We start from the raw sequence: 23,963 nt of genomic DNA, 5'->3' as shown, positions 1-23,963 counted from the left end.
TCTTAAAGCGGCGGCTGCCGCTTCAGTTCATCACATTGAGTTCTTCGGTACGGCGTGGCGGATAGGTTTCCCAGCGGCTGCAGCCCGGACATTGCCAGTAGAACTGGCGCGCCTTGAAGCCGCAGTGGCTGCACTGGTAGCGCGCCAGTTTCTGGGTGTAGCGCTGCACCAGGGTCTTGACCATCGACAGCTCTTCGAAGACGTGGGCCGGGGCGTCCATCAGGCGCGCCTCGAGCAGCTTGTCCAGGCCCAGCAAGGTGGGATTGCGGCGCAGCTCCTCGACCACCAGCTGCTTGGCCGCCTCGACGCCATCGAGCTCGATCACGGCCTTGAACACCACCTCTACCAGGTCGATCGACGACGCCTCGAGCAGGTAGGAGCGCAGCAGGCTGACGCCTTCCTGCGGCCGGCCCACCTTGCGGTAGCCGTCCATCAGGCGTGCGGCTACCAGCGCCACGTGCGGCACGCTCTGGTGCTCGACGCGGCGCCAGGTCTTGAGGGCGCCCTCGGTGTCGCCCTGGGCCAGCTGGGCGTCGCCGAACAGGATGGTGGTGCGTACGCTGGAGCGGTCGGCCTGCAGCGCGCGGTCGAGCAGCTCCACGGCCTGGCTCGGTTGCAGATGCACGATGGCGTCTTGCGCCAGCTCGCAATAGAACTGGGCGATTTCTTTCTGGCGCGCACCGGCGCCGGATTCCTGCAGGCCGACGGCGACGTCGATCGCGCGGCGCCATTCCTTTTCGCGCTGGTAGATTTCGAGCAGCGCGCGCCGTGCCGGCACCGCATAGGTGGTGTCGACCAGCAGGTTGAAGGTTTCCTCGGCGCGGTCGAGCAAACCGGCCTTGAGGTAGTCCATGCCCAGCTCGTACTGGGCCTGGGCTTTTTGTTCGCCAGGCAGGTCGGGGCGTGCCAGCAGGTTCTGGTGTACCCGGATCGCGCGCTCGGTCTCGCCGCGGCGGCGGAACAGGTTACCGAGGGCAAAGTGCATATCGGCCGATTCGGGATCGAGCTTGACGATCTCGATAAACGAATCGATGGCCTTGTCCGGCTGGTCGTTGAGCAGGTGGTTCAGTCCCTTGAAATAGCCGCGCGGCAGCGAGCGCGACTCGGAGACCAGTTCATTGATATCGACGCGGGCGGCAATCCAGCCCAGGCCGAAGAAAAAGGGGATGCCAAGCAGCATCCAGATTTCGAATTCCATGTGTTTTTATTCTTTGCGGCGCAAATGAGGGCAACTGCGAAGCGCTTACGGCGCCGGGCTCACGGTGTCCGGCTGCTGGGGAGCGGTGCCGGTACCGGCGGCGCTTTGCAGGGCCTGGATGGTGTTCTTGTGCTGCGAGCTCTGGCGGCGCTGGCGGAACACGGTCGGCGTCAGCGCCAGGATACCCAGCGCCGCGCCGGCAATGAAGAAGGCCAGCAGCATCAGCACCAGCGGACCGCGCAGCTCGTAGTTCAGGAAGAAATGCAGGTCGACTTCCTGGGTGTTCTTCAGCGCAAAGCCAAAGAACAGGATGAACAGGATAAAACCGGCAATGGTCGAAACAAATTTCATCAGCTAGGCCCGCTGGTTGAGTGCACGAAGGCGAAGTGTCGCATATTCAACATGATATTTCAAAAGAGCGGACGCCGTGCTTTTCGCTCTGGTTCTAAAAAAAAACGGCATCCCCAGGGGGACGCCGTTCTTGCCTGCCAATTTGCAGACGACTTCAGTCTTCGATGATCGGTTGCCCGACCATCGCGTCCACCCGCTCGCGCAACTGCTTGCCTGGCTTGAAGTGCGGCACCCGTTTTTCGGGCACCATCACCTTGTCGCCGGACTTCGGGTTGCGGCCGATGCGCGGGGGCCGGCTGTTGAGCGCGAAGCTGCCGAAACCACGGATCTCGATGCGTTGCCCGGTCGCCAGGGCGTTGGTCATCGCATCGAGGATGGTCTTGACGGCAAATTCCGCGTCCTTTGCCACCAGCTGCGAATAGCGCTCAGCCAGGCGGTTGATCAGCTCGGACTTGGTCATCTGGTCGCCTCGAGGACTATCAGTTCTTGTTATCGAACTTGGCCTTGAGCAGTGCGCCGAGGCTGGTGGTGCCCGATGCCGCGCTGTTGTCCGAAGACAGCTTGCTCATTGCTTCCTGGGTCTCGACATTGTCTTTCGCCTTGATCGACAGCTGGATGCTGCGAGCCTTGCGATCGATGTTGATGACCAGTGCTTCGACCTTGTCGCCCACTTTCAGGTGGGTGCCAGCGTCTTCCACGCGGTCACGCGAGATTTCCGAAGCGCGCAGGTAGCCTTCGACTTCTTCGCTCAGCGAGATCACGGCGCCTTTTGGCTCAACCGACTTGACGGTACCGGTGACCAGCGAGCCCTTGTCGTTCATCGACGAGAAGGTGTTGAACGGGTCGCCTTCCATCTGCTTCACGCCCAGCGAAACACGCTCGCGCTCGACGTCGATAGCCAGGACGACGGCTTCGAGCTCATCGCCCTTCTTGAAGCGACGCACGGCTTCTTCGCCGGCTTCGGTCCACGACAGGTCCGACAGGTGGACCAGGCCATCGATGTTGCCTGGCAGGCCGATGAAGACGCCGAAGTCGGTGATCGACTTGATCGAACCCTTGACCTTGTCGCCCTTCTTGTGGGTGACACCGAAGTCGTCCCAAGGGTTGGCCTTGCACTGCTTCATGCCCAGCGAGATACGACGACGCTCTTCGTCGATTTCCAGGACCATGACTTCGACTTCGTCGCCCAGCTGGACAACTTTGTTCGGCGCCACGTTCTTGTTGGTCCAGTCCATCTCCGACACGTGCACCAGGCCTTCGATGCCCTGCTCGACTTCGACGAACGCGCCGTAGTCGGTCAGGTTGGTGACTTTACCGAACAGGCGGGTGCTCTGTGGGTAACGACGCGACAGGCCAGTCCAAGGATCGTCGCCCAGCTGCTTGACACCCAGCGAGACGCGGTTCTTTTCCTGATCGTACTTGAGGACCTTGGCGGTGATTTCCTGGCCAACCGACAGCACTTCCGACGGGTGACGCACGCGACGCCATGCCAGGTCGGTGATGTGCAGCAGGCCGTCGATGCCACCGAGGTCCACGAACGCGCCGTAGTCGGTGATGTTCTTGACGACGCCGGTAACCACGGTGCCTTCTTTCAGGGTTTCCATCAGCTTCTGGCGCTCTTCGCCCATCGATGCTTCGATGACAGCGCGGCGCGACAGCACGACGTTGTTACGCTTGCGGTCGAGCTTGATGACCTTGAATTCGAGGGTCTTGCCTTCGAATGGGGTGGTGTCCTTGACTGGACGGGTGTCAACCAGCGAACCCGGCAGGAAGGCACGGATGCCGTTGGTCAGAACGGTCAGGCCGCCCTTGACTTTGCCATTGACGGTACCGGTGACGATCTCGCCCGATTCCATGGCTTTTTCCAGGGCCAGCCACGATGCCAGGCGCTTGGCCTTGTCGCGCGACAGGATGGTATCGCCGAAACCATTTTCCAGCGACTCGATGGCCACGGAAACGAAGTCGCCGACAGCGACTTCCAGTTCGCCCTGGTCATTCTTGAATTCTTCGATAGGGATGAACGCTTCCGACTTCAGGCCAGCGTTGACGATCACGAAGTTGTGATCCAGACGCACGACTTCAGCGGAAATGACTTCGCCCGAACGCATGTCTTGACGTGACAGCGATTCTTCAAACAGGGCGGCAAAGCTTTCCATACCGGTTGCTTCGGTGGTTGCAGTAGACATAAAGGTTATTACTCGAGTTAGCCCAGCAGGCCGGCGTTAATGCGGACTGAACTGGGGTTAGGTTGATACACACCTGCGGCGACGGAATTGCCGCTGCAGGCACCCTGCATGGACGATGTGCTGTGCTGGGGGTGCTTGACGCCGGACTGTCGCCCGGCTTCGCTCACCACGTCGTTCAGCACCTCGTCCCGGCCAAGGTCGGGACCCAGGTTTGACAGCGTCACTACCGTGGCGATGACTCAAGCCGACAGCAGCGCACTGCACCTGGATTCCGGCCTGTGCCGGAATGGCGGTTTTCAGGCTGACTACGCCGGCCAAACCGCCATTTCTAAAACTAAAAACTAGGCATGCGCATACCACGCCAGAACCTGTTCGACCGCTTCCGCAGCCGTCATGTTCGAGGTATCGAGCAGATGCGCATCTGCCGCGGGGACCAGCGGAGCGATCGCGCGCTTTGTGTCGCGCTCGTCTCGCGCCTGCAAATCCACCAGCAGATCGTGCATATTAGCAGAAATTCCTTTGTCAATCAATTGCTTATACCTGCGCTCGGCACGCGCATTGACGCTGGCGGTCAGGAACACTTTTAACTTTGCGCCGGGAAAGATCACCGTGCCCATGTCGCGGCCATCGGCCACCAGACCGGGGGCTTCGCGAAAACCCAGCTGCAGGGAAAACAGCGCCTGGCGCACGGTCGGCAAGGCAGCGATCTTCGATGCCATGTTGCCAACTTCTTCGACGCGGATCGCTGCCGTCACGTTCTCGTTATTCAAGAACACGTCGTCGCCACTAAAGCGCGCCGGCAGGTGCTCGGCCAGCTTGGCGATGCCGTGCTCGTCGCGCAACTCGAGGCCGCGACGCAGCGTCTGCAGCGCCGTCAGGCGGTATAGCGCGCCCGAATCGAGCAGATGAAAGCTCAGGCGCTCGGCAACTTTCGACGCGACCGTGCCCTTGCCGGACGCGGTCGGTCCGTCGATGGCGATGACTGGAACAGGATTGTTCGGCATGGAACCCTTCTTGTTAAAACAGCTCGTTCTTGGCGATGCCGGCAAAGGCTTCGAAATATTCCGGGAAAGTCTTGGCCACGCACTTCGGGTCATTGATGCGCATGGCATTGCCGCGGCGCGCCTTGCCGTCGAGCGAAGCGAGCGAAAAGCACATCGCCATGCGGTGGTCGTCGTAGGTGTCGATGGTGGCGGGCTTGAGCTGCTCGGGCGGGGTGATGCGCAGATAGTCCGGCCCCTCCTCGACCTCGGCGCCAAGCTTGCGCAGCTCGAGCGCCATCGCCGCCAGGCGGTCGGTTTCCTTCACGCGCCAGCTGGCGATATTGCGCAGCGTGCTAGGACCGTCCGCATACAGCGCGGCGATGGCGATGGTCATGGCGGCATCTGGAATGTGGTTGAAGTCGGCGTCGATGGCTTTGAGCACGCCGTTCGAGCGCGCCTCGATCCAGTTGTCGCCGCGTGTGACGATCGCCCCCATGCGCTCGAGCGCGTCGGCAAAGCGCACGTCGCCCTGGATGCTGTGCTCGCCCACGCCCTCGACCCGCACCGGGCCGCCGGCAATCGCGCCGGCCGCCAAAAAGTAAGACGCCGACGAGGCATCGCCCTCGACGTGGATGCTCCCCGGCGACTGGTAGCGCTGGCCCGGATGCACGGTAAACGACGCCCAGCCGTTCTGCTCCACCGTCACGCCGAAGCGGCGCATCAGGTTCAGGGTGATCTCGATATACGGCTTGGAAATGAGCTCACCGACCACGTCGATCGACACCGCGTGGCTGGTCGCCATCAATGGCGCGGCCATCAGGAGCGCCGTCAGGAACTGGCTCGACACATTGCCGCGCACCGCGATGCGGCTCGCGGCAATGCGCCCGCGCCGGATACGCAGCGGTGGAAAGCCCGTCTCGCCCGTGTACTCGATCTGGGCACCGACTGCGTTGAGTGCGTCGACCAGGTCGCCGATCGGCCGCTCGTGCATACGCGAGACGCCGTGCAGCGTATAGTCGCCGCCGATCACGGCCAGGGCCGCGGTGAGCGGGCGGATCGCGGTGCCGGCATTGCCCATGAACAGGTCGGCCTGGTGGACTGGCAGCACGCCGCCGTTGCCGTGCACGACGACGGTGCGTTCATCGACTTCATCCCATTTGACGCCGAGCGCGCGCAGCGCGCCGAGCATCACCATGGTGTCGTCCGAGGCCAGCAGGTCGTGGATCAGGGTGCTACCTTCGGACAGCGCCGCCAGCAGCAGCGTGCGGTTCGAGATGCTCTTCGAGCCCGGCAGGCGCACCGTGCCTTCGACGTGGATGACCGGTTCGAGATCGATGTGTTCGGGGTAGTGTTTCGACTGCGTCATTCAGAATCCTGGGGTTGCTTCGGGGGCGAACCGGCCTCGATTGCCTCGATCCATTCGCGCCGCGCGCGCTGCGCGTTGGCGTAGACAGCTTCGAGGCCGGGTCCGTCGGCGGCGGCAAGGTGGGCCCGCATTGTCGTTAATTGTGCCAGATAAGCATCGAGCTCGTGGAGCAAGGCGTCGCGGTTGGCCAGGCTGATGTCGCGCCACATCTCCGGCGAGGCGCCGGCAATACGGGTGAAATCGCGAAAGCCGCTGGCGGCGTACTGGAACAGCATGCCGGCGTGCGGCTTGCCGGCGATGTCGTCCACCAGCGCATAGGCCAGCAGGTGCGGCAGGTGGCTGACGGCGGCGAACACGCGGTCATGGTCTTCCGGTCCCAGGATATGGATGAGCGAGCCACACAGGCGCCAGGCGGCGGCCACGCGCTCCACATCGGCGGCGGCGTTCTCGGGCAGCGGCGTGAGCACCGTCTTCTTGCCGCGGTACAGGCCGGCCCTTGCCGCCTCCGGGCCGTTCGACTCGCTGCCGGCAATCGGGTGGCCGGGCACGAACTGGCCCACGCGCGCGCCCAGCGCGCGGCGCGCGGCAGCAACCACGTCGCACTTGGTGCTGCCGGCATCGGTGATGAGAGTCGCCGGCTCCAGGTAGGGCAACAGCGAGGCCAGGATCGGCTCGGTCTGCCCTACCGGCGCGGCCAGCAATACCAGGTCGGCGCCGCGCATGGCCTCTTGCGCCGTGCTGCAGACCTGGTCGACGATGCCCAGTTCCAGCGCGCGCGCCAGCGCCGCCGGCGAACGCCCGAGCCCGGCCACGCAGCGTACCGCGCCGGCCTCTTTCAGCGCCAGCGCGAACGAGCCGCCGATCAGGCCGGCCCCGACAATGACGAGCCGGTCGATCATTCAGCCAGGGCCTTGCCCAGTGCGGTGATCAAGGTCGCATTCTCGTGCGGCAGGCCGATCGAGATGCGCAGCCATTGCGGCAAGCCGTAGTTGCCGACCGGGCGCACGATCACGCCCTGCTTGAGCAGCGCCAGGTTCACGCGCGCGCCGGCCGCATCGTCGCTACCGACTTTCACCAGCACGAAATTGCCGAAGGACGGCACGTATTCCAGGCCCAGCGCGTCAAAAGCGGAGGTCATTTGCCGGTAGCCTTCGAGGTTGTTGCGCGCACCCTGCTCGAGAAACGCCTTGTCGTTCAGGGCCGCGATTGCGGCGGCTTGCGCCAGCGAGTTGACGTTGAAGGGCTGGCGGATGCGGTTCATCAGGTCGGTGACCGCCGGCTGCGCAATCGCGAAGCCCACGCGCAGGCCCGCCAGGCCATAGGCCTTGGAGAAGGTGCGCGAGACCACCAGGTTCGGATACTTGCGCACCCAGGCACTGGATTCAAACTGGTGCTCAGGGGCCAGGTATTCGTTATAGGCTTCGTCCAGTACCACGATCACATTGGCCGGGACCTTGTCCAGGAAGGCTTCGATCTGCTCGGCCGCGATAAAGGTGCCAGTGGGGTTGTTCGGGTTGGCGACAAAGACCAGGCGGGTGTCGGGTGCGATGGCGTCTGCCATTGCGTCCAGGTCATGGCCGTAATCCTTGGCCGCGACCACGATCGCGCGACCACCCACGCCCTGGGTTGCCAGCGCATACACGGCGAACGAGTACTGCGCATAGACGACCGACTCGCCCTGTTGCACAAAGGCGTGGGCGGCGATTTCGAGGATGTCGTTGCTGCCGTTGCCCAGCGTGATCCATTCGCTCGGAACATCGTAGCGGGCGGACAGCGCGGCCTTGAGCGCGAAACCGTTGGCGTCCGGATAGCGGCCCAGATCGCTTGCCGCCTGCGCCATCGCGGCGCGGCTCGACTCCGGCACGCCAAACGGATTTTCGTTCGAGGCAAGCTTGACGATGCTGGCTTCGTCGAGGCCGAATTCACGGGCCACTTCAGCGATGGGTTTACCGGCCTGGTAAGGGGCGATGGCACGAACGTAGTCTGGACCGAATTGAGGCATGGAATTCTCGAATAAAGTGAATATAAGGGAGCGCTCAAAGACTGTGCGGATAGGAACCCAGCACCTTGAAGAACGCGGCGTTGTCTTGTAATTCGGCCAGGGCGCGCGCGACCGGCGCGTCGCTCGCATGGCCTTCGATATCGACATAAAAATAGTATTCCCAGGTGCCGATGCGCGCCGGGCGCGACTCGAACCGGGTCATCGACACGCCGTGCCTGGCCAGCGGCGCCAGCAGGTTGTAGACGGCGCCGGCCTTGTTCGGCACCGCCAATACCACCGAGGTATGGTCGCGCCCGGACGGGCCGGCCTGCAAGCTGCCGATCACGGCGAAGCGGGTACGGTTGTGCGGGTCGTCCTGGATATGGGCCTGCACCACCCCTAACTGGTACTGCTGGCCCGCCATTTCGCTGGCGATCGCGGCAACCGTCGGATCCCTGCTTGCCAGCACCGCCGCCTCGGCGTTGGACGCCACGGCGCGGCGCTCGATGCCGGGATGGTGCAGGTTGAGCCAGACCTGGCACTGGGCCAGCGCCTGCGAATGCGCGCACACGACCGTCACGCCGTCCATCGCGCCGGTTTTGGTCATCAGGCTGTGATGCACGGGAATCGAGATCTCGCCGCTGATCACGGTGGTGGTGGCCAGCATCAGGTCGAGGGTGCGGTTGATCGCGCCTTCGGACGAATTCTCGACCGGGACCACGCCAAAGTCGGCGGTACCGGCTTCGGTCGCGCGGAACACTTCGTCGATCGACACGCAGGGCAGCGTTTCGATGGCAGTGCCGAACTGCTGGAAGACGGCCTGCTCGCTGAAGGTACCCGAAGGGCCCAGGTAAGCCACCGTGACGCGCTTTTCGAGTGCGCGGCAAGCCGACATGATCTCGCGGAAGACGGTCTGGACGTCCTGGTCTTTCAGGGGGCCGGGATTGCGCTCGGCCACGCCGCGCAGTACCTGCGCCTCGCGTTCGGGCCGGAACACCGGGGCGTTGGTCTCGGCCTTGACGTGGCCGACTTCCTGGGCCACGCGTCCGCGCTGGCTCAGCAGTTCGAGGATCTGCGCGTCGATCGCATCGATCTGGTCGCGCAAGGGGGTGAGTTTTTCGGACATAGGGTAACCAGAAATCGGGCGTTGGCAAACTCGGGGGGCGGCCTGACCACGTCCTGGTCGGGCCAAGGCAATGTGGGTTACCGTCCCGCAAACTCGTTCAAATAATCGACCAGGGCTTGCACCCCTTCGAGCGGCATCGCATTGTAGATCGATGCGCGCATGCCGCCGACGGACTTGTGGCCCTTCAGTTGCAGCAGCCCGCGCGCCTGCGCGCCGGCCAGGAATGATGCGTTCAGTGATTCGTCGCGCAAGAAGAACGGAATATTCATGCGCGAGCGGCAGCTTGGAGCCACGCGATTCTGGTAGAAATCGTCGGCGTCGAGCGCCGCGTACAGCAGGCGCGCCTTTTCGATATTCGCCCGTTCCATCGCCGCCACCCCGCCCTGCTGCTTCAGGTGCGCGAACACCAGCCCGGCGATATAGATCGCATAGGTCGGCGGGGTATTGAACATCGAGTCGTGCCCGGCCACCGTCTTGTAGTGAAAGGCCGACGGACACTCTGGCAGCGCAGCGTCGAGCAGGTCGTCGCGCACGATCACCAGCGTCAGACCGGCCGGGCCGATGTTCTTCTGGGCGCCGGCAAAGATCAAGCCGTACTGCGACACGTCGACGGCGCGCGACAGGATGTGCGAGGACATGTCGGCCACGATCGGCAGCCGCGCATCGACCATGGGCACGAAGTTGTACTCGACGCCATCGATGGTTTCGTTGGTGCAGATATGCAGGTAGGCCGCGCCCGGCGTCAGGCGCCAGCTGTCCTGCGGCGGCACCGAGGTAAAGCCGCCAGCCTCGCCGGAGGCGGCGATGTTCACGCTGGCATAGCGCCTGGCTTCCTTGATCGACTTGCCCGACCAGGTGCCGGTATGGACGAAATCGATGGTGGCATGCTGCCCGCCGCGGCCTGCCAGGTTCATCGGGATGATGGCGTTCTGCGCCAGGCCCCCGCCCTGCATGAACAAGACCTTGTAGTTGGACGGAACGCCCAACAGTTCGCGCAGGTCGGCTTCGGCCTGCCGGTAGATCGAGACGAATTCCGGACCGCGGTGGCTCATCTCCATCACCGACATGCCGCTGCCGTGCCAGTCGAGCATCTCGGCTGCGGCCTGCTGCAGCACCGCTTTCGGAAGCACGGCCGGGCCGGCCGAAAAGTTGTAGATCTGCGTGGGTTGGGCCATGCGGCGGTCCTTTTCTCTGGCCTTACGGTTTCTGCACGTCCTGCATCACTTCCTGCATCAGCTTGCCCAGGCGCGGCGTCACCACGCGCTGGCCGATGAGCATGCCTTCGGTCGACAGCTTCGGGGCCAGCGTCATCATCTTGCGGCCGACCGGGCTCTGATAGAACGCGGTCAGCTGCTTGATTTCGGCGATCGTGTAGTTGTTCGTGTATAGCGGCACCATTTCGGCGATCATTTCTTCGATCAGGGCCGGGTCGCTGAAGATCTTGCTCAGCGCTTGAGACAAGGACGGCAGCATCTTCTCGATCTTGGCTGCTGCTTCCTTTTTCTGCTCCGCATTCATCTTCGGGTCGGCCTGGATCAAGCCGATCGCCTGCTGGCGCATGATGGCGGGCATGGCCTTCTGCATTTCCACGGCCATCGCATTCATGTTCTTGCGCATCTCCATCGCTTCGAGCATGCCCTTGACGGCGGCGGTAGCCTGCGGGTCGGCAGCTGGCGCTGCGAAGGCGACGGATGGGAGGACTGCGAAAGCGGCAGCGGCGGTCAAGGCGGCGACAAACTTCTTCATTGGTTGTTATGCGGGCCGGTACGCCCTTTGACAGTGTTCACGCGGCAGGCTTACCAGGCCCTGGCGACAAAAAACGGGCCGCATGAAGGCGGCCCGTCCTGCTGCTTCATTCCGGCGCCTGTTCGAGCTCGACTTCTTCGAGGTCGGTCTCGACGATGCGCTGCAGGCCCGACAGCTTGGTGCCGTCTTCCACCGCGATCAGGGTCACGCCCTGGGTCGCGCGGCCCATCTCGCGGATCTCGGACACGCGGGTGCGGATCAGCACGCCGCCGGTCGTGATCAGCATGATCTCGTCCGTCACGTCGACCAGGGTCGCCGCCACCACCTTGCCGTTACGCTCGCTGGTCTGGATCGCGATCATGCCCTTGGTGCCGCGGCCGTGGCGGGTGTACTCGAGGATCGGGGTGCGCTTGCCATAGCCGTTCTCGGTGGCCGTGAGCACCGACTGCTGCTCGTTCTCGGCCACCAGCAGCGCGATGACCTGCTGGCCTTCTTCGAGGTTCATGCCGCGCACGCCGCGCGCGGTACGGCCCATCGGACGCACGTCGTTCTCGTCGAAGCGCACTGCCTTGCCGCCGTCCGAGAACAGCATCACGTCGTGCTGGCCGTCGGTGAGCGCGGCGCCGATCAGGAAATCGCCGTCATCGAGGTCGACCGCGATGATGCCGGCCTTGCGCGGGTTGCTGAAGTCTTTCAGCGGGGTCTTCTTCACGGTGCCGAGCGAGGTCGACATGAATACGTAGTGGTCTTCCGGGAAGGTGCGGTTCACGCCCGACAGCGGCAGGATGACCGTGATCTTCTCGTCGTCATGCAGCGGGAACATGTTGACGATCGGCTTGCCGCGCGAGTTGCGCGAGCCTTGCGGCACTTCCCATACCTTCAGCCAGTACATGCGGCCGCGGTTCGAGAAGCACAGCATGTAGTCGTGGGTGTTGGCGATGAACAGCTGGTCGATCCAGTCTTCGTCCTTGGTCGCCATCGCCTGCTTGCCGCGCCCGCCGCGCTTCTGGGCGCGGTATTCGGCGATCGGCTGCGCCTTCATGTAGCCGGTGTGCGACAGCGTGACCACCATGTCCTGCGGGGTGATCAGGTCTTCGGTATCGAGGTCGCTGGCATTGTGCTCGATCACCGAGCGGCGGGTGTCCTTGCCGTTCTCGGCGTAGTCGGCCTTGATCTGCACCATCTCGTCGCTGATGATGGTGGTGACGCGTTCCGGGCGCGACAGGATGTCGAGCAGGTCGGCGATGTGCGACATCACTTCTTTGTACTCGTTGACGATCTTGTCCTGCTCCAGGCCGGTAAGGCGCTGCAGGCGCATTTGCAGGATTTCCTGGGCCTGCTCGTCGGACAGCTTGTACAGGCCGTCGAGCTGCATGCCATAGTGCTTCGGCAGGTGCTCGGGACGGAAGGCTTCGACGCCGCCGATGGTGCTGCCCTCGGCGGTGCGCAGCAGCATTTCGCGCACCAGCGACGAGTCCCAGGCCTTCTGCATCAGCTCGACCTTGGCGATCGGCGGGGTCGGCGCGGCCTTGATGATCGCGATGAAGTCGTCGATGTTGGCCAGCGCAACAGCCAGGCCCTCGAGCATGTGGCCGCGCTCGCGCGCCTTGCGCAGCTCGAACACGGTGCGGCGGGTAACCACTTCGCGGCGGTGCGACAGGAAGCACTCGAGCATTTGCTTGAGGTTCAGCAGCTTGGGCTGGCCATTGACCAGCGCCACCATGTTCATGCCGAAGGTGTCTTGCAGCTGGGTCTGCTTATACAGGTTGTTCAGCACCACTTCCGGCACTTCACCACGCTTGAGCTCGATGACCACGCGCATGCCCGACTTGTCGGACTCGTCGCGGATGTCGCTAATGCCTTCGAGCTTCTTGTCGCGCACGTTCTCGGCGATGCGCTCGAGCAGCGATTTCTTGTTCACCTGGTAGGGCAGTTCGTCGATGATGATCGCAATGCGGCCGCCATCCTTGCCATACTCTTCGAAGTGGGTCTTGGCGCGCATCACCACGCGCCCGCGCCCGGTGCGGTAACCGTCGCGCACGCCCGAGACGCCGTAGATGATGCCGGCGGTCGGGAAGTCCGGCGCCGGGATGATCTCGATCAGCTCGTCGATCGTGCAGTCCGGGTTGCGCAGCAAGTGCTGGGCGCCGTTGATGATTTCCGCCAGGTTGTGCGGTGGGATATTGGTGGCCATGCCCACCGCGATGCCCGACGAGCCATTGATCAGCAAGTTGGGGATCTTGGTCGGCAGGACGGTCGGTTCTTTTTCCTTGCCGTCGTAGTTCGGCTGGAAGTCGACCGTGTCCTTGTCGATGTCGGCCAGCAGTTCGCTGGCGATCTTGTCGAGACGGCACTCGGTGTAGCGCATCGCCGCGGCCGAATCGCCGTCGATCGAGCCGAAGTTGCCCTGCCCGTCCACCAGGGTATAGCGCAGCGAGAAATCCTGCGCCATGCGCACCAGCGTGTCGTAGATCGACGCATCGCCGTGCGGGTGGTACTTACCCATGGTGTCGCCCACTACGCGGGCGCACTTTACATAGGGACGCGTATGGGTGTAACTGCTCTCGTGCATGGAGAACAGCACGCGGCGGTGCACCGGCTTGAGGCCGTCGCGCACGTCCGGCAGAGCACGCCCCACGATCACGCTCATCGCGTAATCGAGGTAGCTCTTGCGCATTTCTTCTTCTAGGGAAATGGGGACTGTTTCTTTTGCGAATTGATCCATTGGGCGGGTCGACTGCTTTCAGGCTAATGGTTGTGAGATGCAACTGGCGATTCTACCATGGGCCACTTATGGATAGCACAATTCCTCTGCCAGCCAGCGGCCAGGGCGCGGGAGTTCGGTCGTTATCGATGTCGTCATCATGCGCTTAGGGCAATGTTGCAGCAAAACAACGCCTTGGCAAAATATGCACAGGGTTTGATTTAAGAGCAGTCGTACGTTTTTAGTGCATGTGGCAAAATGACAGGGTAATAATTGTTTGTTTTGCAATGCGAAACCACCGCGCTGCAATATGTTAGTATCTTGACCACAACGCTCCGCTGCATGACGCATTGCCACAGGTCCTACAAGCAGCACGGAATTCACCGAAAGGAATAAGAATATGAATAAACTGGCATCCCTCCTGCTCGCCACGACGGTCCTGGCAGGCAACGCGTTGGCGCAAACCGCGCCGCCGTACGCACCGCTGACTACCGACATCAAGGCGCGCACGCCGCACAGCGCCTATGTCCAGGACAGCCGTGGCGTGATCGCCCGTAATCCTTTCGGCCTGTGCTGGCGCACCGGTTACTGGACCCCGGCAGACGCCGTGCCAGGCTGCGACGCCCCGATCTGCGTCGCGCCGGAGAAGCTCGAAAATGGCAAGTGCGTCGCGCCGCCGGCACCGCCGGTCATCGTGGCCCCAACGCCGCCGGCACCAGCCCCGGCGCCGGCACCGGTGCCGACCTCGGAAAAAGTGTCGTACTCGGCTGACGCCTTCTTCGACTTCGACAAGTCGGTGCTCAAGCCGGCAGGCAAGGCAGCGCTGGACGACCTGAGCGCGAAGCTGGGCGACATGAACCTGGAAGTGATCATCGCCGTCGGCCATACCGACTCGATCGGCACCGACGCCTATAACCAGAAGCTGTCGATGCGCCGCGCCGAAGCCGTCAAGACCTACCTGAAAGAAAAAGGCGTGGAAGAAAACCGCATCTACACCGAAGGCAAGGGCGAGACGCAACCGAAGGCCGACAACAAGACGGCCGCCGGCCGCGCCCAGAACCGCCGCGTGGAAATCGAAGTCGTCGGTACCCGCACCGTCAACAAGTAATCCTGGCCAGTGCCAACGAGCCCCGCTTCGGCGGGGTTTTTTTTCGTGGCTGGCAAGTGCGGGCAGGCCGGGTCTGTCACGGCAGAGCCCACGCCTACCCTGCGCGCCGCAAATTTATCCATTTCCAGTATCATCCGCTTATGACCACGAACGCCGACCCCTTAGAAATCCAGAAATTCAGCGAGCTGGCCCACCGCTGGTGGGACCCGACCTCGGAATTTCGTCCGTTACACGAAATCAATCCGCTGCGTCTGGAGTGGATCAACGCGCGCGCCCCGCTGCTGGGCAAGAACGTGATCGACATCGGCTGCGGCGGCGGGGTGCTGTCCGAAGCCATGGCGCGCAAGGGCGCAAAGGTGACCGGCATCGACCTGTCCAAGAAGGCGCTGAAGGTTGCCGATCTGCATAGCCTCGAGTCCGGTGTCGAGGTGCGCTACAAGCACATCGCGGCCGAAGAAATGGCCCTGGAAGAAGCCGGTCAGTTCGATGTCGTCACCTGCATGGAAATGCTCGAGCACGTGCCGGATCCGGCCTCGATCGTGCAGGCCGCCGCCACCCTGGTGAAACCGGGCGGCCACGTGTTCTTCTCGACCCTGAACCGCAATCCGAAGTCCTACCTGTTCGCCGTGATCGGCGCGGAATACATCCTGCGCATGCTGCCGCGCGGCACCCACGACTACGGCAAGTTCATCACACCGGCCGAACTGGCGCACTATGCGCGCCTGGCCGGCCTCCAGGTCGATGGGCTCAAGGGCCTGACTTACAATCCGCTCACCAAGATCTATTCACTCAACAACGACACCAGCGTGAACTACATGGTGGCGTGCAGCAAACCTCTTTGATACCGCTTCTCGACGCCCTATGACTCTCCCGACCGCCCTGCCCGCACCGCGCGCCATCTTGTTCGACCTCGACGGCACCCTGGCCGACACTGCGCCAGATCTCGCCGCTGCCGTCAATTGGCTGCGCACCGAGCGCGGCCTGGCGCCAACCCCGTACGCGGTACTGCGGCCCACCGCCTCGGCCGGCGCGCGCGGCATGATCGGCGCCGCCTTCGGCCTGGCTCCGGGCGACGCCGGCTACGAGGCATTGCGCCTGCAGTGGTTCGACCGCTATCAGGACCATATGGCAGTGCACAGTTCGCTATTCGGTGGAGTCGCCGAGCTGCTGCTGGGCATCGAGCAAGCCGGCATGGCATGGGGCATCGTGACCAACAAGCCATCGCGTTTCACCGATCCGCTGATTCCGCAGATCGGCCTGTCGCATGCGGGCTGCATCGTCTCGGGCGATACCACCGCGCACGCCAAGCCGCATCCGGATCCGCTGCTCGAGGGCGCCCGCCGCCTGGGCATCGACCCCGCGCATTGCTGGTATGTCGGCGACGACAAGCGCGACATCGAAGCCGGCCAGGCAGCCGGCATGGTCACGGTTGCCTGCAACTGGGGCTATTGCGGTGCCATCGAGCCATCGACCTGGGGCGCCGACTACCAGCTCGACACCCCGGCCGACCTGCTGCAGACCCTGCTCAGCGTGGCGCAATCGGCGCGCGTGGCCGCAGCCGCGGCCTGAGCCCCCCGGCGGGTCGGCAATATGCCTGGCCCGCTTACACATCTTTACGTTTGATACAGGTACGCGTCTATCTGCCGCACGGGTCTGCCAGTAATCTACTCCCATACGACAACAGTTTGTCATCTAGGAGAAGAACATGGAAACCACCGCACGCCTCAACCGCATCCACCCCCTGATGGCTGCAGCCGCCGTTTCGGTCGTGATCGTCAGCCTGACCGGCGCCGCAGCGATTACCGGCCTGATGCCAAGCTCGAACAGCGCACCCGACGCCCACGCCGCCCTCGCCGCCGCATCGCCCTATGCCATGCAGCAGCCAGGCATGGTGCCGATGACCAATGCCCAGGGCCAGCTCGTGATGGTGCCGGCCGCGGCCTTGCAAGGGCAGTACGCCACTACCCCTCTGGCCGCGACCCAGGTCACGCCGCAGCTGGCGATGCAGCTGGCCGCTGGCCCGCAGCAAATGGCGATGCCGCTGGCCGCCGCGCCGAGCGCTTACCTGCAGCCAGCAGCCCAGCCGGCGCCGGTGGTGATCAAAGAAGTGATCAAGGAAAAGCCGGTGGTGCGCGTGGTCGAGAAGACCCGCGTGGTGCACCATCACCACACTCCCAAGGCTAGCCGTGCCAGCGAGCCGCGCTACTATCCGCAGCCAGCCCCGGCACCAGTGCAGGCCCAGCCAAACTACGTTGGCATCGGTACCGGCGCCGTCATTGGCGGCCTGATCGGCAACCAGATCGGCGGCGGCAACGGCAAGAAGCTCGCCACCGTGGCGGGTGTGATCGGCGGCGGCCTGCTCGGCAACGAGATCGCCAACCGCAACCGCTAAGCGCCCTCTGGCGGTGCGCTTCGCGCGCACCGCGAGCAGCTTGACACGTCAGCTGCACGCGCCTACAAATTGGAGTACAATCAAAGCTCGTTGGGGGCGACCTGGCTTCGACGTGGGTTGCAAAGCAGCGCAGGGCATACCGAGGACTGGTTACCTCGTAAATACATCCAGAAAATCAATAACTGCAAACGATAACTCGTACGCACTCGCAGCTTAATTGCTGCTAGCTCTACAACACCTCGCCCCTGGGGTGGCCGCAAGGCAGTAGAGTCATTTACAGGGGCTCGCAGTAGGCTGGGTTACTTAGTCAACTGTTAAATAATAGGTAACTCGCTTGTACAAAGGGTGCACATCCCCGTTGTCCAGGTTAAATTAATTGATAGTGCTAAGTATGTAGAACTGTCTGTAGAGTGCTTGCGGACGAGGGTTCGATTCCCTCCGCCTCCACCAGGATTCAAACACAAAGCCCGCCAGGCTTGCGCCTGGCGGGCTTTGTGTTTGAATCCTGCGTTTTGGCTCCGGGAACCGTATCCTCGTCCGGTACGGACGAGGGGCGCAGCCGGGGTTTCTCGCCGCACTGCGGCGAGCCGGCGTAGCGGCCTTGCGCTTGCAAGCGCAAGGCCTCTCCGATTCGCCCATTCAAGCAATCGCGCAGCGATTGTGCCGTGCTGCGATTTGGCCGCGCTCGCTTCTCCAGCGCCCAAAATCCCTACCCTTCATTTGACAATTTCGTTATTCATTACTCTTCGATCGCCAGTTTTTCGCGAGGCTTGCAACATGAACGCCGAGGCGCGGACGTCGCGCAGGCAAGCCTAGCACATGATTTGGAATGGCCTTCTCTACCCTGCTAGACATTTTTGCCATATGATTGGAATGCAGAGCTCATGCTGATCCGAAAAAAGAAATCCCTAATCGATACGTATTGCTTAAAAAATCGATATGAAGATCGTTTATAAAATCACCTACCCGAATGGAAATATTTACGTCGGGAAAGACCTTGCGTATGACATTAATTACTTCGGGAGCGCGAACCATGCGCATGTAGCCCAAGACTTCACCCTCGAGGAACAACTAGATTTTACTTTGAGGAAAGAGGTACTATGGCATTCAACAACGGCATCGGATAAAGAAGGGCGGTCTCAAGAACCAATTGCAACACTGGGTTTAATGGATCGCGTCGGGCTGTAATTGTAGCCGCGCCATATGCTCGGTGTAGACAGCGAGCGGCGTTTTCCAGCTAAGCGTTTCGCGTGGCCGGGTGTTGAGCGAGAGCGCAATGGCATCGAGCTCATCCTGGGAGTAGATCGACAAGTCCGAACCCTTGGGCATGTACTGGCGCAGCAAGCCGTTGGTGTTCTCGTTGGAGCCGCGCTGCCAGGGGCTGTGCGGGTCGGCAAAGTAGATCTGCACGCCAGTGCGCTCGGTGAGGATTTTGTGGCCGTGCATTTCGCGGCCTTGGTCGTAGGTCATCGATTTTCGCAGCGCCGCCGGCTGTCGATTCAGGACGGCTGAGAAGCTGTCGACAACGGAGCGCGTGCCGGCATTGTCCATCTTGGCCAGCACCACGAAACGTGTCGTACGTTCGACCAGCGTACCGACCGAGGAACGGTTGCCTTCGCCTTTGATCAGGTCGCCTTCCCAATGACCGGGAATGAGACGGTCCTCGATCTCGGGTGGACGGATGTGAATGCTTTGCATGTCCTTAATCTGGCCGCGGCGATCGACACCGCGGCTGCGCGGTTTGCGTACCTGGTTATGGTGGCGCAGGCAGGCGATCAGTTCGCGCTTGAGCTCGCCACGCGGGTGCAGGTAGATCGCGTTGTAGATCGTCTCGTGAGAGACCGTTTTATCGCAGTCATCGGGCCACATGGTGCGCAGTATGTTCGCAATTTGCTGCGGCGACCAGAGTTCCTTCAGATAGTGCCGCACTACCTGAAATAGCGCACCGTCGGCGTGAAGTTTGGGTATGCGTCGCGGCGCCATACGTCGTTCGTAACTTTGCAAGTGAGCCAGGTTGGCGTCGTAAGCGCCCGAGCCGGGCGCCCGGCGCAGCTCACGGCTGATCGAACTCGGAGAACGGCCAAGGCGTTCAGCAATAGACCGGATGCTGCACTGGTCGTCGCGCATGGTCATCACGACGGCACGCTCCTGCGTCGTCAGATGGGTATAGATTCGGGGCATGGCGGCACTCTACAGGAAAGAGTGTTGCACTTGGTTTTAGAGACTGCCCTGGATGTGATCGTGCGACAGAATTAACAATGCCAACACGGTTGCAACCATAATGTAAATGAAGCCGAAGACCGCGATTGGTTCCACGTCTGCGGGTGCGTTTGGAAATCGAACTGCCATTACGTTTCGTAGCGCGTCGCCCAATAGCCATTGAACAAGTACCGTGTAAGCCATGGCTGGAAGCAAACCTACTGACACCCACCCAGCGGTTACCTTGAATGTTTCGAGCAGGCTGGGTACTTTACGCCGAGGAAACAGCAGGGCAAACATAGGACGAACCACTACCACGGCGATCATGAAGGAAAAGATTGATATCCAAACCGAACCGAGAATAAATCCCATACCTTTCCGCAGTCGTTATTCAACGATTAGACGCGCCGTGACCCATAGTGCTTCGTATGCCCCGATCTTAAGTTTGGCGGTCTCGTCAGCTTTCACGATTTCAGCTGGTGAGCGCTTGGCGAAGTCCTTCAGTGACTGTGTTAACGTCCAAGCGGATGCACCGTCAACGAAAATCGCCCGGTCGTGTAGTGTGCGTGCAGGTGAGAGACGGACATCAAGCGGTCTTTCAGCTCTGTATTGGGCCACCCATTTGCCTGCTGCTGGGCGCAAACTATCCTTGAATGCCTTCTCATCTGCGAGAAGCCTAAGTGTCACGCCGACAGGTACAGCAAGTCCAAATTCCGTCAATGCTGTCTCGTCCATATACGGATCTACGATAAACACATCGTTACTTGCAGTCTGGAATATTTTCGCCAGAGCAGCATAAGCATCAAAACTGCTGCCAACTGGTATAAAAGAACCTGCTGAAGCACGAGGAACTTTGAGTTCGCAGTGTGCTAATGCTCTGTGTATGATCGTAAACACTTGGTCCAATCCGTTACTGTACACTCCAGAAGGGATATTTTTCACCGCCTGGGTGTACTCAATCGCATCCATTCCTGTTGCTACTCCCACCTCGGTAACTAAAGCATGGCCTCTAGCAAGCCATTGTTGTCCCACCGGGGTTCTAAACTGACTTCGATCATTCACATCTGGCGCTGTCTCTAGAAGTCGACCTAGCTGCACATACAAATATTGATAATCTTTGCTCATCTATTTTCCTTCTACAGCTCGACTCCTGCTCACGTTTTTTCAACGTAGGAGTCTGAATCCAGGAAGCCACTAAACCGCTGGGTGCATCGCTAGGGGCAAGGATGCAAGCGGACGCTTTAGTTGTCCCACCGCTGAGGAATAAAAAAACCGGGCTTCGAGCTTGTCAATATAATGCCAAAGTTTGCGGCAAGAAGCCTTATCAACGCTATATATATACGATAACATTCCGTTAACCTTGCTAAAATCAGATGATTCATGCGTAAATAAGGAAAATATTTGCGCCCTAATTTCTCTGAACTTTCCTCGCCCAATGCCGACCCTATTACTCGACAATACTAGTCCGGTGATCTCTTTCCTCCGCATTGTGCCTTGAATAGCAGTTTTCTTGCGGTTTATCTGAAGCCCCTCTGACGCTATAATTTGCCCAAGAATAGATCGCGCGTTCATTGTTTTTTTGATCGTTTGGGCAGATATAGAAATATCATCCGCGTAGCGCGTGTAAATCAGCCCCCTTGGGCCTGCGTAACCTTGAATACGCGCATCTAATTTCAGACAGATCAAATTAGCCAATTTTGGTGAAGTTGGCGCTCCTTGGGGTAGTCGCCCATCGACGACAGTCAAATTGGTCAGTATCGCAGCGACAGGTTTCGAATAACCTATTGACGAAAAAATATTGTAAACTTTATTTGCTTTTATGCTCGGAAAGAAATCTTTCAGATCTACATTTAAGATGAAATTTGCTCCGACATGAGGGGCAGCATTATCCAAGATCGAGCAGCCGATCTCGAAGCCTTTGCAGTTATCTGATGAGCTTAATTTATTAAGTATATTACGCAAAATCCAAGCTTGGACTGCTTTCAGCTCTCGTGATGGTTGCGCAATTACCCTTACTGTTCCATCCTTTTTAGGAATTTCGTAACGCTTATAAAGGTAATTAGCGCGGTAACTCAAATATCGAATGAGTTGGGGCGAAAGGTGGGTATGCTCCGCCAGATCATCGACAGTTCTGATGAGGGGCAACCCAAAATTCTTGAGCTGAAAGATCTTGCTAGACGTGGACATTGAAATGCGCACCTTTACGCCAAAAGAACCAGATTTAGATCCAGCGAGTGCTGCCGGGCGGCAGTGCGAGTCTGGATTTAAATTTGACATTGCATCAGATTAAATACAGGACAGCGAATCACTATCCAGCGAGGGGTAAAGCTCCTCACTTGCTAAAGGTGCGCAGACGCATTCTATCACACTTTATTGCCGAGTTGCTACGTTGTTCGAAATTTAGAATTTCAACTCGAGCAGCATCTAACTGACGATGGCCAAAGCTACCGCGCACGTGGTCTGTCCCAAGCATGGTTATAGAGTAGCCGGTCAGGTTCCTCGTAATAAACCGCTTTGCCATCAGCCTACCCAATGCCGATCTCGTCGCGATTTCACAAAATTTCGCATCCAACTTGGTAGTCTCTTCAAGTATCTTGTACATACTTACATTATCTATATTGTTGACCAAATAAATACATGGAAGTAAGAAGTTCTCCGCCTCTAAGATATTGCCTATGTGGCGCCGCGTAGGATTGAATTTTTTAATTTTAGCTATACCGTCAACAAAGGTGTCGTAAATCTTGGCTGCCTCTATCGAGTCATCCAGATCATCATAATTCACATGCGCAAGAGTTCCTGACCGCGACGATTTTATCAACCTAAGCGGCCCATAATTTATAAAACTCTTATTTTTCTGGTACTTCTTATTGGCGAAACAAATCAACTTATCGCGCAGTCTCTCATCGTTCGAAAACGCTCCCATTTCGGCCAATGAGCCTGGGCTTTCCGGAAAAATCACGATTGCGTCAACAGAATCCGCCAAAATTGACTCTAGGGTTAGTAGACTGTGTCCTGGCCCTACCAATAAGTCGTCGAAAATATCTTCGGGATAAAAAACTTCGTATCTTTTTTTTTCGGCAAGAATGTCCGCAAGCTTTGAGCGAGCCTTTGACTTATCATTTATATCAGCCCCGCATAAAAATATAGCGACCTTTCTCGTTTTAGATGGCGAATATATCTTTTCTTCAACAACCTTGGCGACCATCAATATTTCTGGCATCGAAAGTTTTTTGATCATTATTACATTCTTCATTAGAGATCGACATGTTGCGACGTTTATATCCCAGACAAAGGATCACTGATAAAATTGCTCAGGTCTGCCTTGGGTCCAAGTGCGAGTTGCCGAAAGAGCTCAAAGGCAAAGAGGCGGTGGCGGTCATGCTGTAAGGTCTTGCTGTAGCGTGCGGGCTGCCCGGTCAAGTCTTACTCTTCGATGATGATGTTCTTTGTCAAAGCATCCGTGCTTACGAACGTCTGCCGACCTATCCATGATCTGCCAATTTCGATGTTTGCTGTCGCGACGAGGGATGCGTCGGGAATGTGGAAATTCGGGAAGTGAAAGCGAATATACTCTGCATACTCATTCACGTCCTTCTCATCGAATCCAAGCTGAGACGGTCGGTAAATTTTGCGCTCCAGTTGTTCCCGTTCTTCCTGTCCTATAAGTCCTTGATAGTGCATGTTCTTCAACAATTGCATACAGGCGTCATGGCTGTGAAACCAATGCCCGTTTTGCCGCCTAAGCATTGTCAGTACACAGGAATATTTTTTAGACCTCAACGGGTTTATGATTTCCGTTTGTTCGTTGCCTGTAATAGCTTTGATCTGAATGCCCGCTGGCATCTTGTTTTCGAGTAGAGTCAGGGGCTCCACATTTCTTATACCGGATTTCTTGCTTTTAACTGTACGAACGAAGCGCACGTCGCTTGTGTCGGTGGTAATGTAGAACATTGGATGAACAAGTTGTGTCTCCTTCAGCCCCGTTCCGATAGCAGTCCATTCATCGATCCACTTTTGGTCAGGTTGCGACCTATGAGAACACCACATAATGGCGTTTCGCTTTAATTTATTATTAGCGCCGCCCTCGTTCAACTTGCGAACGACATAGGCTTCAAACGCGTAGCCGAGGTAGGTGGAAAGATTAACTTTGCTGTAAAACGTCGCCATACCATGTTGGTTTAGGTTTAAGTGCCCAGTATTGAGCCCATCTTGAAGGTATTGGCCGTAGTATTGCATCGAAAGTAACTGGCTGCGGACCTGATGCGGTAGAGCTGGATGGGTTAGATCGATCACAGAAACCGGTAATTCAAAATGGGTAGGACTAAAATCTTGTGGAAGCTCAAGAGCTTCTAGGTGTAAAAATCTATCCATGCGGTGCCTTAGTTAGTCGCTCTGCCCTACAGCATTAGGCCTTCTTATCAGGTAGCTTAGCGATTGCATACATTTTCAATGAGTCAGTGTACGATTTTGTTGTGCGCACGACAAGAAGGGGTTTGTGAAACTTAAGTCATCGGATTTTACGTTGCACCCTCACCTACAACGCGTGCGACGAATTGTTCAGGTGAGCAGTAGGTGCGGTATTCTTCGACATCTCATTCGCTGAATAGCTCAGCGTCTTTCTTA

At 59.4% G+C, this 23,963-nt stretch carries 23 protein-coding genes and 1 other RNA gene; 6 read left to right on the top strand and 18 right to left on the bottom strand.

What is annotated here, in order from left to right; all coding sequences use genetic code 11:
• Nucleotides 1–22: 22 nt before the first annotated feature.
• From lapB to gyrA, 12 genes are all read right to left on the bottom strand, one after another.
• The gene (gene lapB, locus NRS07_RS07080) at nt 23–1,198 is read right to left on the bottom strand and encodes a lipopolysaccharide assembly protein LapB (protein WP_259212110.1); all 1,176 of its coding nucleotides are present in this window, start codon (nt 1,196–1,198) and stop codon (nt 23–25) included.
• A gap of 45 nt (nt 1,199–1,243) precedes the next feature.
• Nucleotides 1,244–1,549, bottom strand: coding sequence for a lipopolysaccharide assembly LapA domain-containing protein (locus tag NRS07_RS07075; RefSeq protein WP_259212109.1), 306 nt, complete (start codon nt 1,547–1,549; stop codon nt 1,244–1,246).
• A gap of 154 nt (nt 1,550–1,703) precedes the next feature.
• A complete protein-coding gene (locus tag NRS07_RS07070) occupies nt 1,704–2,009 on the bottom strand; it encodes an integration host factor subunit beta (RefSeq protein ID WP_027864826.1) in 306 nt (101 codons plus the stop codon).
• 19 nt (nt 2,010–2,028) lie between these two features.
• Entirely contained in the window at nt 2,029–3,705 is a 1,677-nt protein-coding gene (gene rpsA / locus NRS07_RS07065; protein WP_259213086.1) for a 30S ribosomal protein S1, read from the bottom strand.
• A 371-nt stretch (nt 3,706–4,076) separates the two neighbouring features.
• Nucleotides 4,077–4,739 (bottom strand): (d)CMP kinase, encoded by a 663-nt coding sequence (cmk, locus tag NRS07_RS07060; protein ID WP_259212106.1) that lies wholly within the window; start codon nt 4,737–4,739, stop codon nt 4,077–4,079.
• A 13-nt stretch (nt 4,740–4,752) separates the two neighbouring features.
• Complete coding sequence (gene aroA, locus NRS07_RS07055; RefSeq protein WP_259212104.1) at nt 4,753–6,084, bottom strand: 3-phosphoshikimate 1-carboxyvinyltransferase; 1,332 nt, start codon at nt 6,082–6,084, stop codon at nt 4,753–4,755.
• The gene (locus NRS07_RS07050) at nt 6,081–6,983 is read right to left on the bottom strand and encodes a prephenate dehydrogenase/arogenate dehydrogenase family protein (RefSeq protein ID WP_259212102.1); all 903 of its coding nucleotides are present in this window, start codon (nt 6,981–6,983) and stop codon (nt 6,081–6,083) included. The genes aroA and NRS07_RS07050 overlap by 4 nt, the downstream gene beginning before the upstream one ends.
• The gene (gene hisC / locus NRS07_RS07045) at nt 6,980–8,086 is read right to left on the bottom strand and encodes a histidinol-phosphate transaminase (protein WP_259212100.1); all 1,107 of its coding nucleotides are present in this window, start codon (nt 8,084–8,086) and stop codon (nt 6,980–6,982) included. The genes NRS07_RS07050 and hisC overlap by 4 nt, the downstream gene beginning before the upstream one ends.
• Before the next feature lie 34 nt (nt 8,087–8,120).
• Nucleotides 8,121–9,191: a prephenate dehydratase gene (gene pheA, locus NRS07_RS07040; RefSeq protein WP_259212099.1), complete on the bottom strand. Its 1,071-nt coding sequence runs from the start codon at nt 9,189–9,191 to the stop codon at nt 8,121–8,123.
• A 77-nt stretch (nt 9,192–9,268) separates the two neighbouring features.
• A complete protein-coding gene (gene serC, locus NRS07_RS07035; protein WP_259212097.1) occupies nt 9,269–10,366 on the bottom strand; it encodes a 3-phosphoserine/phosphohydroxythreonine transaminase in 1,098 nt (365 codons plus the stop codon).
• 22 nt (nt 10,367–10,388) lie between these two features.
• The gene (locus NRS07_RS07030) at nt 10,389–10,937 is read right to left on the bottom strand and encodes a DUF2059 domain-containing protein (protein ID WP_259212095.1); all 549 of its coding nucleotides are present in this window, start codon (nt 10,935–10,937) and stop codon (nt 10,389–10,391) included.
• 106 nt (nt 10,938–11,043) lie between these two features.
• Complete coding sequence (gyrA, locus tag NRS07_RS07025) at nt 11,044–13,662, bottom strand: DNA gyrase subunit A (RefSeq protein WP_259212094.1); 2,619 nt, start codon at nt 13,660–13,662, stop codon at nt 11,044–11,046.
• Nucleotides 13,663–14,041: 379 nt separating this feature from the next.
• Here gyrA and ompA point away from each other — a divergent pair, with 379 nt between their 5' ends.
• From ompA to NRS07_RS06995, 6 genes are all read left to right on the top strand, one after another.
• The gene (ompA, locus tag NRS07_RS07020) at nt 14,042–14,749 is read left to right on the top strand and encodes an outer membrane protein OmpA (RefSeq protein ID WP_259212093.1); all 708 of its coding nucleotides are present in this window, start codon (nt 14,042–14,044) and stop codon (nt 14,747–14,749) included.
• Between the two features lie 140 nt (nt 14,750–14,889).
• Entirely contained in the window at nt 14,890–15,591 is a 702-nt protein-coding gene (ubiG, locus tag NRS07_RS07015; protein ID WP_259212092.1) for a bifunctional 2-polyprenyl-6-hydroxyphenol methylase/3-demethylubiquinol 3-O-methyltransferase UbiG, read from the top strand.
• Between the two features lie 19 nt (nt 15,592–15,610).
• Nucleotides 15,611–16,318: an HAD family hydrolase gene (locus NRS07_RS07010; RefSeq protein ID WP_259212091.1), complete on the top strand. Its 708-nt coding sequence runs from the start codon at nt 15,611–15,613 to the stop codon at nt 16,316–16,318.
• A gap of 136 nt (nt 16,319–16,454) precedes the next feature.
• Nucleotides 16,455–17,141 (top strand): glycine zipper 2TM domain-containing protein, encoded by a 687-nt coding sequence (locus NRS07_RS20280; protein WP_307729934.1) that lies wholly within the window; start codon nt 16,455–16,457, stop codon nt 17,139–17,141.
• Between the two features lie 92 nt (nt 17,142–17,233).
• Nucleotides 17,234–17,591: a transfer-messenger RNA gene (ssrA, locus tag NRS07_RS07000) on the top strand.
• Between the two features lie 489 nt (nt 17,592–18,080).
• On the top strand, nt 18,081–18,329 hold the full coding sequence (locus NRS07_RS06995) for a hypothetical protein (protein WP_259212090.1): 249 nt from the start codon (nt 18,081–18,083) through the stop codon (nt 18,327–18,329).
• On the opposite strand, the gene NRS07_RS06990 is transcribed toward NRS07_RS06995, so the two are convergent.
• The 6 genes from NRS07_RS06990 to NRS07_RS06965 all read right to left on the bottom strand — a co-directional run bounded on the left by NRS07_RS06990 (nt 18,306) and on the right by NRS07_RS06965 (nt 23,711).
• On the bottom strand, nt 18,306–19,322 hold the full coding sequence (locus tag NRS07_RS06990; RefSeq protein WP_373889840.1) for an IS30 family transposase: 1,017 nt from the start codon (nt 19,320–19,322) through the stop codon (nt 18,306–18,308). The two genes, NRS07_RS06995 and NRS07_RS06990, sit on opposite strands and share 24 nt — an antisense overlap.
• Before the next feature lie 36 nt (nt 19,323–19,358).
• On the bottom strand, nt 19,359–19,712 hold the full coding sequence (locus tag NRS07_RS06985; protein ID WP_259212089.1) for a hypothetical protein: 354 nt from the start codon (nt 19,710–19,712) through the stop codon (nt 19,359–19,361).
• Between the two features lie 15 nt (nt 19,713–19,727).
• The gene (locus NRS07_RS06980) at nt 19,728–20,465 is read right to left on the bottom strand and encodes a hypothetical protein (RefSeq protein WP_259212088.1); all 738 of its coding nucleotides are present in this window, start codon (nt 20,463–20,465) and stop codon (nt 19,728–19,730) included.
• Between the two features lie 69 nt (nt 20,466–20,534).
• Entirely contained in the window at nt 20,535–21,617 is a 1,083-nt protein-coding gene (locus NRS07_RS06975; protein WP_259212086.1) for a retron St85 family RNA-directed DNA polymerase, read from the bottom strand.
• A 55-nt stretch (nt 21,618–21,672) separates the two neighbouring features.
• Nucleotides 21,673–22,578 carry a retron St85 family effector protein gene (locus NRS07_RS06970; RefSeq protein ID WP_259212084.1) on the bottom strand — a complete coding sequence of 302 codons (906 nt, stop codon included), beginning with the start codon at nt 22,576–22,578 and terminating at the stop codon, nt 21,673–21,675.
• 185 nt (nt 22,579–22,763) lie between these two features.
• Complete coding sequence (locus NRS07_RS06965) at nt 22,764–23,711, bottom strand: hypothetical protein (RefSeq protein WP_259212083.1); 948 nt, start codon at nt 23,709–23,711, stop codon at nt 22,764–22,766.
• Nucleotides 23,712–23,963 lie beyond the last annotated feature (252 nt).

Origin of the sequence: Massilia sp. H6, assembly GCF_024802625.1 — a bacterium.
Classification (GTDB): Bacteria; Pseudomonadota; Gammaproteobacteria; order Burkholderiales; family Burkholderiaceae_D; genus Telluria.
This window is presented reverse-complemented; position numbering and strand designations above follow the sequence as displayed.